This window comes from Antrihabitans cavernicola (assembly GCF_008297975.1).
Lineage (GTDB): Bacteria > Actinomycetota > Actinomycetes > Mycobacteriales > Mycobacteriaceae > Antrihabitans > Antrihabitans cavernicola.
Map to the genome: position 1 here is coordinate 60,499 of NZ_VLNY01000005.1, position 19,723 is coordinate 80,221.

At 65.0% G+C, this 19,723-nt stretch carries 2 protein-coding genes; both read right to left on the reverse strand.

What is annotated here, in order from left to right; all coding sequences use genetic code 11:
* Positions 1–7 precede the first annotated feature (7 nt).
* Entirely contained in the window at positions 8–15,793 is a 15,786-nt protein-coding gene (locus FOY51_RS27785) for a non-ribosomal peptide synthetase (protein WP_149430525.1), read from the reverse strand.
* The gene (locus tag FOY51_RS27790) at positions 15,790–19,599 is read right to left on the reverse strand and encodes a non-ribosomal peptide synthetase (RefSeq protein WP_149430526.1); all 3,810 of its coding nucleotides are present in this window, start codon (positions 19,597–19,599) and stop codon (positions 15,790–15,792) included. The genes FOY51_RS27785 and FOY51_RS27790 overlap by 4 nt, the downstream gene beginning before the upstream one ends.
* Between the last annotated feature and the right edge of the window lie 124 nt (positions 19,600–19,723).

The following is a 19,723-nucleotide window of genomic DNA, read 5'->3' on the forward strand; positions in this document are numbered from 1 at the left end:
CAACGACTCACCCGCGCTTCACAATCCACTCGTCGAGCAGTGGACCGATCTGGGTCAACGACGCCTCTGCCAGCATCTCGGTGTGCCGCGACATGATCGGCTGATTCTCGATACGCCCCCGGACGTACGGCTGCCACTTGGAGGCGTCGGCTGCACTCGCCAGCCCCTCCAATTGCGCTGTGAAGAACAACATGTCGCCGTCGAATGCCTGGGGCCGATATTCGTTGACCAGTTTTGCCGCCCCTGCCGCATCGGCAAAGATTCGCTGAATCCGATCTGCGGTGAAGTCGGCGATATCGGCCTGGGTAGCGGCGATGAACTGCTCAGCCTTCTCGGTCGAGAGGTCTGCCAGATCCATGTCGTCGCGGACGGCCACCCCCGTGGATCTGAAGAAGGCGCGCAGCGCCTTCATGAACAGGTCGCTGTCCATTTCGAGGTGGCTGTCCGCCAATGCAAGAACCGACACCTCCGCGCCGGTCGCCTGCAGGTGCACAGCCATCGCATGCGCGACTACGCCGCCCAGCGACCACCCGAACAGGCGATACGGCCCCTCCGGCTGGACCGTACGAATCTCCGCGACATAGCGCGCCGCCATCTGGTCGATCGATGTCGGCGACGGCTCGGAAGCAACGATATTGGGCGACTGAATTCCGACGATGTCGGTTCGGTCGAGGTGCCGCGTCAACGCTAGGTATTGCCACGCGAGTCCACCGACCGGATGAACGCAGAACAGCGGCGGTCCATCACCTGATTCTCGAATGGGAAGCAACACTTCCAGCCCCCCCGTGTCCTCCATGACGACGTCCGGTCGTTCGATCTTGGCCGCCAGCTCGGCCACCGTGCGATGGGTGAACAACCAGCGCAGCCCGACATCGAGCGCGGTCGCGTCCTTGATCTTCGTGATGGCTTGCGCGCCGACCAGCGAGTTGCCGCCGAGTGTGAAGAAATCGTCGTTGCGCCCGACCCGGTCGATGTCGAGCAGTTCGGCAAACACCTCGGCGACAGCGCGCTCCACCGGCGTACGCGGCTCCTCGAACACCAAGTCGTTGGATCGGGTCGGCTTCGGCAATGCCTTGCGGTCCAACTTTCCGCTGGAGTTCGACGGAAACGATTCGAGCACCACGATCGTGTCCGGAACCATGTAGCCGGGCAGCCGATCACGTAGAGCAGACAGCAACCGTTCCGGGGAGGGCGCGGTGCCGGTCACGCCGACCACGTAGCCGACCAGCTGCTCCCCCACCGCCGTTGCGACCACTTCGACGGCCGCCTGCGATACCTGCGCAGACTCGGTCAGAGCAGCCTCCACCTCGCCGAGCTCGATCCGCTGGCCTCGCAGCTTCACCTGGAAGTCGGTGCGGCCCAGGTAGTTCAAACCACCCCGAACGTTCCAGGAGGCCAGGTCACCGGAACGGTACATCCGAGATCCGGCTGCGCCGAACGGATTTGCGACAAACCTGTCCGCGGTCAGATCGGGGCGCGCGACGTAGCCGCGCGCGAGTTGCGCACCGGCCAGATAGAGTTCACCGGTCACACCGACAGGCACCGGTGCCAGATTGGCGTCGAGAACGTAGACCTGGGTGTTCCAGATCGGCCGCCCGATGGGTACCGGTAGCCCATTGGCGAAAGCGCGTGCCGCCGTGACGGATACGGCAGCTTCCGTGGGACCGTACAGGTTGTGCAAGGCGGCATCGCTGACACGGCTCAACGCTGTCACCGTCGCAGGCGGCAAAGCCTCGCCGATCACGAAGACGCACCGCAACGTCGCCAACGCGCTGGGATCGGCTCCGCCTGCAAACACTGCGAGCATCGACGGCACGAAGTCGGTCACCGTGATCCGTTGCTCCGCAATGAGCTTGGCAACGTAGGAAGGGTTGCGATGCCCGTCCGGCGTAGCGAGCACCAGTCGGGCGCCGGAGCGCCACGGCACGAAGTACCCCCACATCGACACGTCGAACGTGGTGGCAGTCTTCTGGAGGTACGCATCTTCCGCGGACATCGGGTAGGTCGACTGCATCCATTCCAGCTGATTGAGGAAGGCCCCGCGTGACACCGAGACGCCCTTGGGGCGACCTGTCGATCCCGACGTGAAGATGACGTAGGCAGGGTTCGTGGCGACCGCGGGCCTGAAACCGGTTGCGGTGGCTGAGTATTCGGCCGCGTCGAGCAGATCGACTCGAACGACGGGCAAGTCATCGGGCACCACCAGGTCGATATCGCCGTTGGTCAGCACGCATACCGGCCCGGCAGTCTCGAAGATGTAGGCGTTTCGGGTCGGCGGGTGGTCGGGGTCCACCGGAACGAACGCTCCCCCGGCTCGCAGAACGGCATACATGGCGACGACCAGATCGACCGACCGGCGAATCGCCAGCGCGACAAGCGACTCCGGACCCACACCCAGCGTCGTCAAATGCGCCGCCAGCAAATCGATCTGCTCGCCGACCTCGGCAAAGGTCATGGCGACGCCCTCGAACGCCAACGCCGTCGCGTCGGGTGTTCGGCGAACTCGATCATCGAATGCCGCCAGGATGTCGGCGTCGACAACCTTGTGCGCGGTGGCATTTCGCACGACCAGCAATTCGTGTCGCTCGTCCGGCGTCACGATGTCGATCGCGCCGATTCGGCAGTCGCCCTCGTCGGCCATCGCGGTCAGGATACGAATGAGACGCTCGCCGAGTGCACTGACCTCGGTGCGGTCGAAAAGGTCGCTCAGGTAACGCAATTGCAGATGGATACCGGTGTCCACGGTCGTCACGAGGGTCAACGGATAGTGAGTGGCGTCCTGCAGCCTCACCCCCGTCAGCGCCATTCCGTCGACGGCACTTGCTTGTTCCGCCAAACCCTGCGCATCGATCGGATACGACTCGAAGACCGTGAGAGTGTCGAAGACCGCCGCACCGTTTGCGGCGCTCTGGATCTCGGAGATGCCCAGGTAATGGTGGTCGAGCAATCGTGCCTGTTCGGTTTGTACTCGAACCAGCAGATTTTCGACGGTCTCGTCCAGGTCGAGGCGGACCCGCACGGGCAGGGTGTTGATGAACAAGCCGACCATCGACTCGACACCCGCCAAACCAGCGGGCCTACCCGACACGGTCGCGCCGAACACCACGTCGTCGCGCGCCAGCATCCGTCCGAGAAGAACGCCCCACGATGCCTGCACCACCGTGTTGAGCGTGACTCCGAGATCCCCTGCCCGGGCTGTCATTCTGGTCGTCAGATCCACATCGAGGTCGAGGCTCACCGAATCCGACAACGCACTCAGCTCGCGCCCAGGATCGATCGCGGCCACCAGCGTGGATTCGGCGCCGGCCAGCTCTGCCTGCCAGATGTGCAGCGACACATCGCGATCCTGCTCACCGACCCAGGCCAGATAGGACCGGTATGGACGCACGCGCGGTAACGCCGAGCCGTCGCCACCGGTCGCGTAGAGGCTCAGGAGATCTTTGAGCAACAGCGGCATAGACCAGCCGTCGAGCAGTATGTGGTGGTTGGTCACCACTAGGGCGGCTGTCCCGTCGCTGAGCGTGAGAAGGGTGAATCTGATCAACGGCGGCCGAGTCACGTCGAAGTGCGCAAGACGGTCCTGGGCGAGCAGCGCCGCCACCGCGCCGTCACGTTCGACCGGCGGTAGGTCGCTGAAATCGACTGCGCGCCAGGGGACGGCCACCGATTCGAGAACCACCTGTGCCGCCGTGCCGTGCCGGTCGCTGACGAAGGCCGTTCGCAGGTTCGCGTGCCGATCCAGCAGTCCTCGAGCAGCGTCGCGCAGCCTCGCGGCATCGACCGCTCCCGACAAATCGAGCACCACCTGGACGTAGTACGCGTCGACCGATGATTCGGCGAGCACAGCGTGGAAGTGCAGGCCGGCCTGCAACGGCGCCAACGGCCATACATCGACCGCGTTCGGGTAACTGGTCTCGAAACGCTCCAGGTCTTCCTGGTCGATGTCCACCAGCGGCGAATCGGACGGCGTCAGGCCTTCGGAGCCGGGCGAAACCGCATGCTGCGCGAGTCCCGTCAGTGCCGCCAGCCAGAGGTCGGCCAAGCGTCGAACATCCTTCTCGGACAGCAGTCGCGACGCGTAGGCGAAAGATGCGCGCAGGGCGGGACCTGCGGCTTCATCGGTGACGATTGCGTTGATATCGATCACCCTGTTGGCGGGCATGTCGAGGTCGGCGGGTGCGGTCACGTCGTCGAACTGTCCCGACGGCGCCCAGCCGACAGGACCCGAACTTCCCGCCATCCCATCCAACAGCACTTGGCCGAGGTAGTTGAAGCTGATCTGCGGTTCCACGAAATCCGCTAGCACCGAGCCGGTTTCAGCATTCAGGTAGCGGAGCAAGCCGTAGCCGATTCCCCGGTCCGGCACGGCGAGCAGTGCTTCCTTGACCCTCTTGATCGCCGCTCCCGCAGCCGCCCCACCGGCGAGAGCATCATCGATCTCGATGCCCGACACATCGAGCCTGACCGGGAACACACTGGTGAACCACCCGACCGCGCGGGAGAGGTCTGCCCCGCTGACGACCTGTTCCTCGCGGCCGTGCCCTTCGAGTTGCAGCAGCACCGACGTGGCGTCGACGCCGCGCTCGGTGCGCCACATTGTCACCGCCAGTGCCAATGCGGCGAGCAGCCCGTCGTTCACCCCACCTCGGAATTGCCCCGGAATGGCTTTGAGAAGCGCGGCTGTGACGTCCGGCGGAACCTGCAGTTCGATCCGCTCGACCGTCGCGACCACGTCGACCGCCGCGTCGAATGCGCGAGCACCCAGCAGTGGATCATCGCCCGCGAGAGTGGCACTCCACCAAGCCAGTTCGGTGATTCGATCGGGTGCGACGGCCTCGTCGGCCATGGCGTGCGACCACCGTCGTATCGATGTCCCAACCGGCGCCAACGTCGTGTCCGGCTGCGCCCATGCGACTGCGAAGTCCGGCAACAGGATTCGCCAGGACACGCCGTCGACCACCAAATGATGCGCGACGATCAACAATTGCCCTGCCGTGGCCCCGCCCCTGTCGAGCCACACGAACTGCAGCATTCGACCGGCGACTGGGTCGAGTCGGCCGAGAGCCTCGTTCATCGCAACGGACGCGACATCCGTCGCCGCAGTTCGATCGAGCGAGTCCGCCAACTCGACTCGGGTGAGCAGTCTTTCGACATCTATGCCGGGTGGCAGCGTCTCGAGACCCCAACCCCGATCATCGTGCACGAGTCGTGAGCGCAACATGTCGTGGTGATCGACCACTCTGGCAATGGTCGCCAGCAGACCGCCCCGATCGATCCCGACAGGCAGGTCGACAACCATGGACTGGTTGCTCCGAACAAATCCGCCCGGGCCCTCCACGAGCGCACGCGCAACCGGGAGTGGCGGCATCCATCCGACGCCGGCGCCGGGCAGTTCCTGCAGCACAACAGCTCTCGACTCGTCGCTCTGCAGCGCCACCTCGGCAAGTTTCGCCACCGTCTTGCGTTCGAACACCTGACGCGGTGTCAGAATCAGGCCGCGAGTCTTGGCCCGCGAGACGAGCTGAATCGAGACGATGCTGTCGCCGCCCAAGGCGAAGAACGAATCATCGAGACCGACGCGCTCGACACCGAGCACCTCGGCGAACACCTCCGCCAAGACCGATTCGACGTGGCTCTCCGCAATCCGGAAATCGGCTGTGCTGGCGAATACCGGTGCGGGAAGGGCTTTACGGTCGACCTTGCCGTTCGGCGTCAACGGCAACGCATCGAGGACCATCACCGCGTCCGGCACCAGATGGGCAGGCAACGACGCCGATACGAAGTGTGTGACTTCGGCGGGCTGCACGGCCACACCGCTCACCGGCACGACGTACCCCACAAGCCGATCGCCCGTCACCTCGTTGGCCCGAACGGCTGCCACAGCGTGCCGCACTCCGGCGAATCTGGCGAGCGCGGATTCGATTTCGCCGAGCTCGATCCGGAAGCCGCGCACCTTGACTTGAGAGTCGGCGCGACCGACATACTCGAGCGAGTTGTCCGCCGTCCACCGGACGAGATCACCGGTGCGATAAAGGCGGGCTCCGTGCGTGCCGTAGGGATCGGGCACGAAACGCGGCGCGGTCAGGCCCGGACGACGGAGATAGCCGCGCGCCAACTGCGTTCCGCCCAAGTACAGTTCGCCGACGACACCCGTCGGCGTCGGCCGAAGCTTCGCATCGAGTACCAACGCGCGGACTCCCCGAATCGGTCCGCCGATGGTGACGCGCCCGCCGGGTACCAGCGGATCGCTGATGTTCGTCATCATCGACGTCTCGGTTGGGCCGTATCCGTTGAACAGGCGGGGAAGAATTGACGGATCGTCCGATACCCACGCTTGCACCAGCGCGGGCGAGCACGCCTCGCCACCGGCGACGATCACCTCGAGGTCGTTCGTGGCTGCATGATCGAGCGTTGCCAGCGCGGCCGGGGTGAAGAAAGCATGCGTGACATGTTCGTCGGTAAGCAATGCCTCGACTTCCGCGCCGCCGTACATGCGTTGCGGTGCAACGATCATCGTCGCACCGGTAGGAACGGCGAAGAGCAGCTCGAGAACGGACGCGTCGAAACTCGGGGACGCGAAGTGCAATGTCCGCGAGTCCGGGGTGATCCGGTATCGGTCCCGCTGCTCGGCACTGAAGTTGGCAAGACCCGCGTGCGTCACCACGACGCCCTTCGGCACCCCGGTGGAACCGGAGGTGTAGATGACGTACGCGGGGTGCTGCGACTGCAGCGGCAAAGTGCGGTCGTGGTCGGTCAGTGCAGCGCCGTCTCGCTTCGCCACCCGGGCAAGGAATTCCGGTGCATCGATGTCGAGCCAGTGCGTTTCCTGTGGTAGCCGTTCTCGATTCGCGCTCACTGTGAGGCCGACCGAGCAGTCCGCATCCGACACCATGTAGTGCGTGCGCTCACTCGGATAGGCGGGATCGATCGGCAGGAATGCCGCACCGGTCTTCGCGATCGCCCACAACGCGACGATCGATTCGATCGACCGTTCGATCCCGATGGCGACGACGTTCTCGGGGCCGACATCGAGGGAGATCAGTTCCCGCGCAATCCTGTTCGATTGCCGATCGAGTTCCGTGTAATCGATCTGACGACCCTCGTATCGAACGGCGATGCCTACGGGGTTCGCCGCGACGGCCGCCGCCAGCAGGTCGGGCAGCGTCGCGGCCATTTCGTCCGGTGCACCGCTGATCTGCGTCAGAGCCGCGCGCTCGTCGGCGCTGGTCAGCTCGATATCACCGACCAGCACCGATGCATCCGCCGCAACCGCCGCAACCGCTTCGATGATACGAAGAAGCCGAGCACCCAGACTCTCTATCGTGGGCCGATCGAAAAGCGCACCGATGTATCGCAATTCGAGATGCATCCGGGTGTCGACGGTCGTGATCAGCGTCAGCGGATAGTGCGTCGCATCCGCCATGCTCACACCGACCAGGGCCATCCCGTCGATCGACTTCGCTTGATCCGCAAGCCCCTGTTGGTCGATGGGGTACGACTCGAACACCGTCAGGGTGTCGAACACGAGGTCCGTGGCACTGGCCGCGATGATGTCGGGCAGCGCCAAGTGGTGGTGGTCGAGCAGCGCGGCTTGCTCACGCTGGACGCGCCGCAACAGGTCCTCGATGCTCTCCTGCGCATCGAGCCGTATGCGGATCGGCAGCGTGTTGATGAACAGACCGACCATGGATTCGACGCCGGGCAGCCCTGCCGGACGGCCCGATACCGTCGCACCGAAGACCACGTCGTCGCGACCCAGCAACCGGCCAAGGAGGATTCCCCACGCGGTTTGCACGACGGTGTTGAGGGTGACACCCCACCTACCAGCGAGTGCGCCGATCGCCGCCGTAGTGTCCTCGGCCAGGTCGACCGTGTAATCGTCGGCGAAGGAATCGAGTCCTCGACTCGTGGCGGCAGGCGCGATCGATGTGCCAGTCGCCCCGGCCAACGCCTGTGACCACGCCTGCTCGGCTGCGTGGCGATCTTGCTCGGCCAACCACCCGAGATACGAGCGATACGCGCGTGCCCGAGGGAGCATCGTGGCGTCGCCGTGGGTGACGTAGAGCGCCAGCAGGTCTTTGAGGAGCAGCGGCATGGACCAGCCGTCGAGCAAGATGTGGTGATTCGTCACGACGAGTATGGATTCGTCGTCGCTCACTGTGACCAGTGTGAACCGCAACAGGGGCGGAGCGGTCACGTCGAAATGTGTTGCGCGATCGGTGGACAGCAGATCAGCCATTGCCGCCGCGCGTCTCGAGTCGTCATCGATACCGCGCAAATCGATTGCGCGCCATGGCACGGGAATGTCGTCGACAACCACCTGCAGCGATGTGCCGTCGTCATTGCTGACAAATCCGGTGCGCAGGTTCGGGTGCCGATCGAGCAAGGCTTGCGCCGCCGCGCGCAACCGAACGGCGTCGACGGTTCCGGACAGCGTGAGCTTCACCTGGACGGCGTAAGCGTCGAGGGAGTCGTGGGCCAGGAGTGCGTGAAACAGCAGGCCGAACTGCAACGGCGCGAGTGGCCAGACGTCGCTGAGAGTCGGGTAGCTGCTCTCCAATTGTTCGATCTCCTGCTGCCGCAGGGTGATCAGGCCAAGATCTGACGGTGTCAGTCCACCTGCGGTCGACCCGCTGGCATGCTCCGCCAGTGCGGTCAACGCACGCACCCACAACGATGCCAAGTCACGGACGGCCGCTTCGGAAATCGCGGTCGACGCGAAGGCGACAGACGCACCGAGAGTGGGACCGTCCAGCCGGTCGGTCACGATGGCGTTGATGTCGACGATCTTGTTGGCAGGCATGTCCGAGTCACCGCGGGCGGAGAGGTCGCCCAGCGCGTTTGCGGGTGCCCAACCGACATCCTCGGCGCCCTCGCCTAGCGATACCTTCCCGAGGTAGTTGAAGCTGATCTGCGGATCCGCCAAATCGGCAAGCTCGGAACGGGTTCGGTCGTTGAGGTGCCGAAGCAGGCCGTAGCCGAGACCTTTGTCCGGAATCGCAAGCAATTGCTCCTTGATGACCTTGATCGCGCGGCCCGCTGTGGGACCACTCGCGAAGGCGTCATCGATGTTCACACCGGACAGATCGAGCCGGACAGGAAACGCCGTGGTGAACCAGCCGACGGTCCGAGCGAGGTCGGCACCCACGACGTCTTCCTCGCGACCATGGCCTTCCACCTGGATCAGCGCCGACGGCTCGTCGATCCCGCGGTCGGCTCGCCACTTGACAAGGGCGAGAGCAAGACCGGTGAGCAGTGGATCGTTCACACTGCCTCGGAACAGCTCCGGGATGGTCGTGACGAGCGCCGATGTCACATCGGCGGGCACAACGATGTCGACGCTGTGCACCGTTGCGACAGTGTCGCGCATCGGATCGAATCGGCGATCTCCCAGTGCGGGGTCGGCTTTCGTGAGCATCGATTGCCACAGTGGCAGTTCGGCAACACGAGACTCGCGATGTGCGTCGTCGACGAGGGCGTGCGCCCACCGTCGCATCGACGTTCCGACTGGCACAAGGGTTGGTTGCTTCCCGGCCGCACTCTGTGCCCACGCGGACATCAAGTCCGGCAGAATTATTCGCCACGACACACCATCGATCACCAAATGGTGCGCAACGACCAACAGGTATCCCGGCCGAGTATCGCCACGGTCGAACCACACGAACTGCAGCATCACGCCGGCCTGTGGGTCCAGGCGACCGAGAGCAGAATCCAGTGCGACAGAGGCGAGATCGGCGGACTCGACGGTGAACTCGATGCGGGTCACCAAGCCGTTGACGTCGATGGAACCGGGAGGAGAGGTCTCGAGTCCCCAGCGAGAGTCGCGGTCGCCGACGAGGCGCGCCCGCAGCATGTCGTGCCCGTCGACGACGGCACCGATCGTGCGGACAATTCCCACGCGATCGATGCCGAGTGGCAGCCCGAGCTGCATGGTCTGACTGTTGCGGACGAAGGAGCCGGGACCGGACACCAGTGCGCGCGCAATCGGGGTCAGCGGCGACCAACCGATTCCTGCCCCGGGAAGTTCTTGCACCACTTCGGACTGTGCATCGACGGCACGGTGTGCGACTTCGGCCAAGGCGGCAACCGTCTTGTGCTCGAACACATCTCGTGGACTGAACACGACGCCCCGCGCCTTTGCTCGCGATACGAGCTGGATCGAGACGATGGAGTCGCCCCCGAGCGCGAAGAAGGAGTCGTCGAGTCCGACACGCTGGGCACCGAGAACGTCCGCGAAGACTTCAGCGATCACGGACTCGACGGGCGTCTGCGCCGCACGGAACTCGGCCTCGCTGGCAAACACCGGCGCAGGCAAGCCCTTGCGGTCGATCTTGCCGTTCGGCGTCAGCGGAAGCACGTCCAGAAGCACGACGGCGTCTGGAACCATGTGGGCAGGTAGGCGACCGCCCACAAAACGCGTCACATCTGCGGGCGTCACCGTGACACCCGCATTCGGAACCACGTAGGCGACCAATCGATCACCGGTGTGTGCGTCAGTTCGGACAACCGCCACGGCCTGCGCAACGCCCGCGCACAGTGCCACGCACGACTCGACTTCGCCGAGCTCGATACGGAAGCCGCGCAGCTTGACTTGGAAGTCCTTGCGTCCCAGGTACTCCACATTGCCGTCGGCGCTGCGTCGCACCAGGTCTCCGGTCCGGTACAGCCGACCTACACCGAACGGGTTCGCGACGAACCGCTCAGCGGTCATTGCCCGCTGGCCGTGGTAACCACGTGCTAGTTGCCGTCCGCCCAGATAGAGTTCGCCCACCATGTCGACAGGCACCGGACGCAGTCGCGAATCGAGGACAAGTCCGGCGACACCGGCAAGCGGCGTACCGATCGTGATATCCGAATCAGGATGCAGCGCAGCGCTGCTCGTCGCGAGGATGGTCGCCTCGGTCGGCCCGTAGCCGTTGAAGAATCGGCGATTGGCCGACCACTTCGCTACCAGATCGGGCGAGAAGGTGTCACCGGCGACAACGACGACCGCCAGGTCGGGCAATCGCTGCGGCGGCACCGTCGCCAGTGCTCCTGGTGTGATCAGCAGGTGGCTCACGTGCTCGCGCGCAAGCAGTTCCGCGAGTTCGTCGCCACCGAAGACTTCTGCGGGCGCGATCACGAGTGCCGCTCCCGCAGTGAATGCTGCCAACATCTCCGCCATCGAGACGTCGAAGATCGGCGCGCACACTTGCAGCACTCGCGCCGTCGCCGTCACGTCGAACTGGGTGCGGACGGCAGCCGCAAGTCCCGCAAGTCCTGCGTGAGTGACGACAACACCCTTGGGCCGCCCGGTCGATCCCGACGTGTAGATGATGTACGCGGCATCATCGACACGGATCGGGCGGGTCCGATCAACGTCCGTGATCGGCGTTGCTGGATAGCGTGTTTCGTCGAAGGAATCCACGAGCAGGGTCGGCGGGTCGAGATCGCGCAGGGCCCCGTCTGAGCGAACGATGACGCACACCGGGGATGCGTCGGTGAGAACGAATTCGATTCGATCACGCGGTGCCATCGGATCCAACGGGAGATACACGCCACCGGCCTTCGCCACGGCAAGCATGGCTACGACCAGATCGACAGACCGGCCCAACGCAACAGCGACCGCCGTCTCCGGTCCGGCGCCCATCGAGATCAGCTGTCGAGCAAGAGAGTTCGCGCGTCGATCGAGTTGGGTGTACGTCAGCGTCGTGTCGCCGAAGACCAGCGCTGCCGAATTCGGCGACAGCTGCACCTGCGCATCGAACAGGTCGGCGAGCGACGCCGGCTCGGCCAACGCAGGCTGATCGCTCATGGAAAGCAGGTGCTGCCGCTCGTCTGCCGCAAGGATGTCGATATCGCCGACCCTCGTGGACGCGTCACGGGCGAACGACAGCAGAATGCGTTCGAGTCGATCCGCTATTGCCGACGCAGCCGAATTGTCGACGAAGGACGGTAGATACTCGAGCGATACCTGCAGTTGCTTACCTACCGATATCAGAACCGATATCGGGTAGTGCGGGGCATCGTTGGAGGTGACACCGTCGATGGTCATTCCGTCTATCGCCCCGGCCTTTTCGGCCAGTCCGGCGGTGTCGACGGGATACGACTCGAACACCGTCAACGTGTCGAACAACCCGCCGACTCCGACTGCCCGGTGTATGTCGGACAGCCCGACGTACTGATGATCGAGCAAGCTCGCCTGCTCACGCTGAACCCGGCGGAGGAGTTGTTCGACCTTTTCGTCCGCATCGAGGCGAACCCGCACCGGCACCGTGTTGATGAACAAGCCCACCATGGTCTCGACGCCTGCCAACTGTGGCGGCCTACCGGACACGGTGGCGCCGAAGACAACGTCGTCGCGACCGGTCATGCGGCCCAGTAGGACGGCCCACGCAGCCTGCGTCGCAGTATTGAGGGTGACGCCGATGCGGGCCGCCAAGCCCGAAAGCCGATCCGTCTGTTCGGTATCCAGAGCGATCTCAATGCGTTCGGTTCGGGCTGTCGCGTTGATCTCGGTCGCGTTCTTCGCGACGAAGGTGGGCTCCACTCCTGCGAGCGCCTCGACCCACGCGTCGACAGACGACGCCGGATCTTGCTCTGCCAGCCAGGCCAGGTAGTTCCGATACGGTCGGACAGCCGAGAGCCCGGCGGTGTCGCCGCGCGTCGCGTAGAGGGTAAGCAGGTCACCCAGCAGCAACGGCATCGACCAACCGTCCAGCAGCACATGGTGATTCGACAGGACAAGACGGTATGAGTCGGCATCGACGGTCACCAGGGTGAATCGCAACAACGGTGGTGCTGCCATGTCGAAATGCGTCGCCTGATCGGTTGCCAGCACCTCGGCAAGCGCGGCGTCGCGTGCAGCGCCGTCATCGAACGAACTGAGATCGACACTGTGCCAGGGCACCTCGAGATCGTCGACCACCACCTGGCGGGCGACTCCCTGCGCATCGGTGACGTAACCGGTCCGCAGGTTCGGGTGGCGGTCGAGCATTGTCTGCGCGGCCCGCCGAAGACGGTCGGCATCGACTATGCCGGACAGGGTGAGAACCAGCTGGACCGAATACATGTCCACCGATGCCTCGGTGAGCAGCGCGTGAAAGAGCAAGCCCGACTGCAACGGTGACAGCGGCCAAACGTCGATCAGCGTCGGGTACCCGTGCTCCAATCGTTCCAGCTCGGACTGGTCGATGTGCACTAGCGGAACGTCCGACGGCGTCAAGCCGCCGGCACCGGGGATCCGGGCGTGCTCTGCAAGTCCCTGCAACGCCTGCGCCCACAGGTCCGCAAGGCGCTGCACGTCGTTGTGGGAGAGCAGCTTCGATGCGTACGCGAAGGTCGCGCCGAGACTCGCGCCGTCCTGCCCGTCGGTGACGACCGCGTTGATATCGACGATCGTGTTCGCGGGCATGTCGGGGTCGCCGGTTGCTGTCAGTGGCCCGAGTGCCGACGTCGGCGCCCACGGCGCGGACTCGGCATCGCCCCCGCCCAACAACACCTGGCCGAAGTAATTGAAGCTGATCTGACCGGACGAAAACGCCGCCAGTTCTGTTGCCGTGTCACTGTTCCCGTGCCGCAGCAGCCCGTAACCCAGCCCCTTGTCCGGGGTCGCGAGGAGTGCCTCTTTGACGGACTTGATTGCCCGACCCGCAGCGGCGCCACCTGCGAAGGCCTCGTCGAGATCGATACCGGTCAGGTCCAGCCGCACCGGGAATACGGCGGTGAACCACCCTACCGTTCGAGACAGGTCAGCACCGGGAACGACCGCCTCTTCGCGACCGTGGCCCTCGAGCTGTATGAGCGACGAACTCGAGGCCATACCGCGCTCACGCCGCCACTGGGCAAGCGCGAGCGCCAATCCGGCGAGCAGGCCGTCGTTGACGCCACCGTTGAACAGGCCGGGTATCGATTTCACCAGTGCAGCAGTCACATCGGCAGGCACCGCGACCTGCACCCGCTCGACCGTAGCGACCACATCGACGGTCGGATCGAATGCACGAGCGCCGAGCCATGGATCGGAACCGGCCAAAGCCGAACGCCACCAGTCGAGCTCGGCCACCCGCGTTCCTGCCTCGTCGGCAAGGGCGTGCGCCCAGCGCCGCATCGACGTTCCGACCGGAGCCAGCGTCGGCGTGCGGCCATCGCCGAGCTGCGCCCAGGCGGAAGCGAAGTCCGGCAACAGAATCCGCCAGGACACCCCGTCGATCACCAGGTGATGCGCGACGATCAGGAGCTGCCCCTCGGTGTCCTGTCCTTGATCGAACCAGACGAACTGTGTCATCACCCCCGCGCTGGGGTCCAACCTGCCCATCGCCGCGTCAAGAGCGGCGTCCGCGTCCACCGAATCGGCAACATCGATGCGCGTGACCAGATCCGAGACGTCCACGCCCCCACGCGGCGATGTCTCCAGGTACGAGTCGGCACCATCGATCACCAGTCTCGACCGCAACATATCGTGATGATCGACAACCGCAGCAAGGGTGGCGAGCAGGATTGTTTTGTCGATCCCGACCGGCAGTGCAACCACCATCGTCTGGCAGTTGCGACCGAATCCGCCGGGAGCCGACACCATCGACCGAACCACCGGTGTGAGCGGCATTCGTCCGACGCCCGCGCCGGGAAGCTCCTGCAACAGTGCGGGTTCGGATTCATCGGCAGATGTGGCGACCAGCGCGAGTCGGGCAACCGTTTTCTGCTCGAACACGTCGCGCGGAGTGATGACGACCCCGCGGGTCCTGGCGCGCGACACCAACTGGATCGACACGATGGAGTCGCCGCCGAGGGCGAAGAAGGAATCGTCCAGGCCGACCTTCTCGGCGCTCAGCACTTCGGCGAAGAGTTCTGCGAGGATCAGTTCAGTGTCGGATTCCGGCGCGCGGAACTCGTCTGCACCGGCGAACACCGGGACAGGCAACGACTTCCGGTCGAGTTTGCCGTTCGGCGTCAGCGGGAGCGCGTCTAGCACGACGACCGCGTCGGGGACCATGTACGCGGTCAAGAATGCCGAGACAGCCTCACGAATCCGGCTTGGGTCGACTGTGACACCGGCCTCGGAGACGACGAAGCCGACGAGAGTGGCGCCGGAGCGGTCGTGCGACCGTATTGCGGCCGCCGCCTGCGCGACACCGGCTACCCGACTCAGCGCCGACTCCACCTCGCCCAATTCGATTCGGAAGCCGCGCAATTGAATCTGCGTGTCGGATCTGCCCACGTACTCGATCGACAGGTCAGTCGTCCAGCGCACCAGGTCACCGGTGCGATAGAGCCGGCCAGCGTCGTTGTACGGGTCGGCGACGAAGCGACCGGACGTCAGCCCCGGTCTACCGTGATAACCGCGGGCCAGCTGCGGTCCCGACGTGTACAGCTCGCCCACCACGCCGATCGGGACCGGACGCAGACGCGAGTCGAGTATCAGCGATCGCATACCCCTGGTCGGGCCGCCGATGGTGACGGCGTCGCCCGCGGCCAGCGGATCGCTGATGTTGGACATGATGGTGGTCTCGGTCGGACCGTAACCGTTGAAGAACCGAAGGCTCCCAACCGATCCCCACCGGTCGAGCAGCTCTGGCGGGCAGGCGTCGCCGCCTGCGACGACGACGCGGAGGTCGTCGAGACCGGTGCGATCGATCGCGGCGAGCGCAGCAGGCGTGAAGAATGCGTGCGTGACACGTTCGGCGGCCAACAGCGAGGCGATCTCGCGACCATCGAAGATCCGTTGGGGCGCAACGACCATCGTCGCGCCAACCGACACGGCGAGCAGGAGCTCGAGCACGGACGCGTCGAAGCTCGGCGACGCGATGGCGAGCGTCACCCCGACTCGGCTGTGACTGCGTACCGATCTCGTTGTTCCGCAGCGAAGTTGGCCACTCCGGCATGCGTGACCACGACGCCCTTCGGCAGGCCGGTGGTGCCGGAGGTGTAAATCAGGTACGCAGGTTGGTCGATGCGCTGCGGGGCAGTCAGTTCGCTCGAATCGATCGCGTCCGGCGAGTGGCTCTCGGCGTGCGGTGCGTCCAGTTCCAGCCACGGCACCGTCGCGGGAAGCGCGTCGCGATGCCGAGTGAGCGTCAGCCCCACCACGCAGCCGGAATCGGCGAGCATATGCGCGATTCGATCGGCCGGATAGCTCGGGTCGACCGGCAGGAAGGCGGCGCCCGTCTTGGCGATCGCCCACAGTGCGACCGTCGAATCGATCGAACGCTCGATCGCGAACGCCGCGTAGGTCTCAGGGCCGACACCACGAGAAACGAGTTCTCGCGCAATTCGATTCGACCGGCGATCGAGGTCGCGGTAGGTCACCGACAGGCCTTCGTACCTCAGCGCAACGCCGTCCGGATTCGACGCGACAGCGGCGGCCAACAACTCGGACAGCAACACCCGCTCGGCACTCGCGGGACCTGAGACACGCAGCAGCGCAGAGCGTTCGACCTCACTCATCAATTCGATGTCGCCGACCACGCAAGCCGGGTCGGTGGCGAACGCACCGAGAATGCGCTCCAGTTGCCGCCCGAACGCCTCGATGGCTACCCGGTCGAAAAGGTCCGGCAGATAACGCAGATGAAGTTGGACGCCGTTGTCGACCGTCGTGACCAACGTGAGCGGGTAGTGCGTGGCACCGTCCATCTGCACATCGGTGATAGCCATGCCATCGATCGTCGCAGCGTGCTCGGCTAGCGCGGCGCGGTCGACAGGATACGACTCGAACACCGTCAGGGTGTCGAAGGCGATTTCGGATGACGTAGCGGCGACGATGTCGGGCAACGCCACGTAGTGATGGTCGAGAAGAGCGGCCTGCTCACGTTGGACGCGCCGCAGCAGGCCTTCGATGGTTTCGGTTGCGTCCAGTCGGATCCGGACCGGAAGGGTGTTGATGAATAGTCCGACCATGGACTCGACACCGTCGAGCGATGCCGGCCGACCGGACACAGTCGAGCCGAAGACCACGTCGTCGCGGGCGAGCAACCGGCCCAACAGAATTCCCCACGCACTCTGAACAATCGTGTTGAGCGTGACGCCCCACTGCGCGGCGCGTGCGGACAACAAATCGGAGACGTCGGCGGCGAGGTCGATGATGACGCTGTCGCCGAGGTCGCCGAGTTCCCGCTTCGGATCGGCAGCCGCCAGCAGCGTCGGTTCCGCACCCCGCAGCGCGTCCGCCCAGACGCGGGTCGAGTTGTCGCGGTCCTGGTGATCGAGCCATGCCAGGTAAGAGCGGTACGGCCGAACGTGGGGCAATACCGACGGATCGCCCTGCGTCGCATAGAGAGTCAGCAGGTCTTGGAGCAGCAGCGGCATCGACCAACCGTCGAGCAGGATGTGATGGTTGGTGACGACGAGCACCGATTCGTCGGTTGTCAGCGACACCAGAGCGAAGCGAATCAAAGGCGGCTGGGTGACGTCGAATCGTGCGGTTCGGTCGTCCAGCGCGAGCGTCGAGAACGCGCTTTCACGTTGCGCTGGAACGAGATCGGACAGGTCGACATCGCGCCACGGAACTGCGACAGAATCGACGATCACCTGAACCGGCGTTCCGTCGGCAGCGGTCACGAATGCTGCGCGGAGAGCGGGATGTCGGTCCAGGACGCCCTGCGCGGCGGCACGCAGCCGCGGCCCGTCGACGGCACCCTTCAGCTGGACTGCGACCTGGATGGAGTAGGCGTCGATCGAGGTTTCGGCCAGCATCGCGTGAAACAGCAAGCCGGCCTGCAACGGGGCCAGCGGCCACACGTCCGCGATGGCGGGATACCGGTCTTCGAACTGCCCGACGTCGAAGGTTCTCGAAAGATTCTCCGGCACAGGCAGATCGGCTTCCGCGAGGACCGCAGCCTTCAGTAGCTCGGCAACGGTCTTGCACTCGAACACGTCTTGCGGCGTGAAAACCAGTCCGCGGGCCTTGGCGCGCGAGACCAGCTGGATGGACACGATGGAATCGCCGCCGAGAGCGAAGAACGAGTCGTCGAGCCCGACCCGGTCGACGCCGAGCAGGTCCGCGAAAACGTCGGCGAGCAGATGTTCGTTGTCGGTCTCGGCCGCCCGGAACGGGGCAGCGCTGGCGAAGACCGGCACTGGCAATGCTTTTCGGTCTACCTTCCCGTTCGGCGTGAGCGGCATCTCGTCGAGCGGCACGATCAGGTCGGGGACCATGTAGGACGGCAGGATCGCCTCGGCTGCCAGCAGCAGGGCAGCCTGCTCGATCGTGGCATCATCGGCACCGACGACATAGGCGACGAGATGTTGCCGACCTTCGGTGTCGGATTGCACGACCACAGCGGCCTGCGCCACCGCGTCGTCGGCAAGCATGGTGCGTTCGATCTCGCCGAGCTCGATGCGCTGGCCACGCACCTTGACCTGAAAGTCGCTGCGCCCCAGGTATTCCAGCTCTCCGTCGGCGTTCTGCCGCACCAGGTCGCCGGTGCGATACAAGCGCGAGCCTGCGGCGAACGGGTTGGCGACGAAGCGTTCTGCGGTCAATCCCGCTCGGCCCTGGTACCCGCGGGCAAGTTGCGGCCCGCCGAGGTACAGCTCCCCCACGACGCCTGTCGGCGTCGGCCGGAGTCGCCTGTCCAGCACCAGTCCGATAACGCCAGGTATGGGTGCGCCGATGGTGATCGGCGCATCGACGTCGATCGGGTTGCTGCGGGTGGCGAGAATGGTGGCTTCGGTCGGACCGTAGCCGTTGAAGAAGCAGCGATCGCGCGACCAGTTGGCGACCAGGTCCGGCCCGAAGGTGTCGCCGACGACGATCACGACGGTGAGATCTGGCAGGTCGTCGGGCGGCACCGTGGACAATGCACCCGGGGTGATGAGCATGTGGCTCACCTTTTCGGCTGCGAGCAGCTCGGCCAGCGCGTCGCCGCCGCCGACCGTCGCAGGTGCGATCACCAGCGCGGCACCGGATGTGAAGGCGAGCAGCATTTCCAGGACCGACACGTCGAACGTCGGCGAGCACACGTGCAGCACCCGTGAGGTTGCGGTGATCCGGTAGTGCGCGAGTTCGGCGGCGACCAAGCCCGAGAGGCCTGCGTGCGAGACGATGACGCCCTTAGGTCGGCCGGTGGAGCCGGAGGTGTAGATGACGTAGGCGGGGTCGTCGACACGGGCGGGTCGTAGGCGGTCGTGATTGGAGATCGGATGGTCGCTCGCCGCATCGATGCGTGCGGCGTCTGCGACGTCGTCGAGCACCAACCAGGTGGGACCCGTCGGCAGCACTGCTCGATGTGCGCCGACGGTGATGCCGAGGTCGATCGCCGAGTCGTCGATCAGGTACTCGATCCGCGACACAGGCGCTTGCGGGTCGACGGGAACGAAGGCCGCGCCGGTCTTGGCGATGGCCCACACGGCGACGATCGATTCGACGGACCGAGTGATCGCGACAACGACAATGGTCCCCGGGCCGGCACCGTGTTCGATCAGAATGCGCGCCAGCCGCGACGAACGCTGGTCGATGTCGCCGTAGGTATAGCTCTGCCCGTCGAATACGACGGCATCGCGATCGTGTGCGGATTCGACCGCAGCGATCAGCAACTGCGGAAGCGTACTGACGCCTCGACGGGTACGACTGCGGTCTCGGGCACCTTTGCGGGGTCGCGGGGTGCGCCGCGGATCTGCGTTACTCATGTCCTACTTTTCTCGACCCGACGACCCTGGAAGGGCCACTTCAGCCGTCCAACGGATCGCACCCCATCCGCTGACCGATCAAGATTTCGTCACGGACCCGTCGCGATCGAATCAAGAGCTTGAG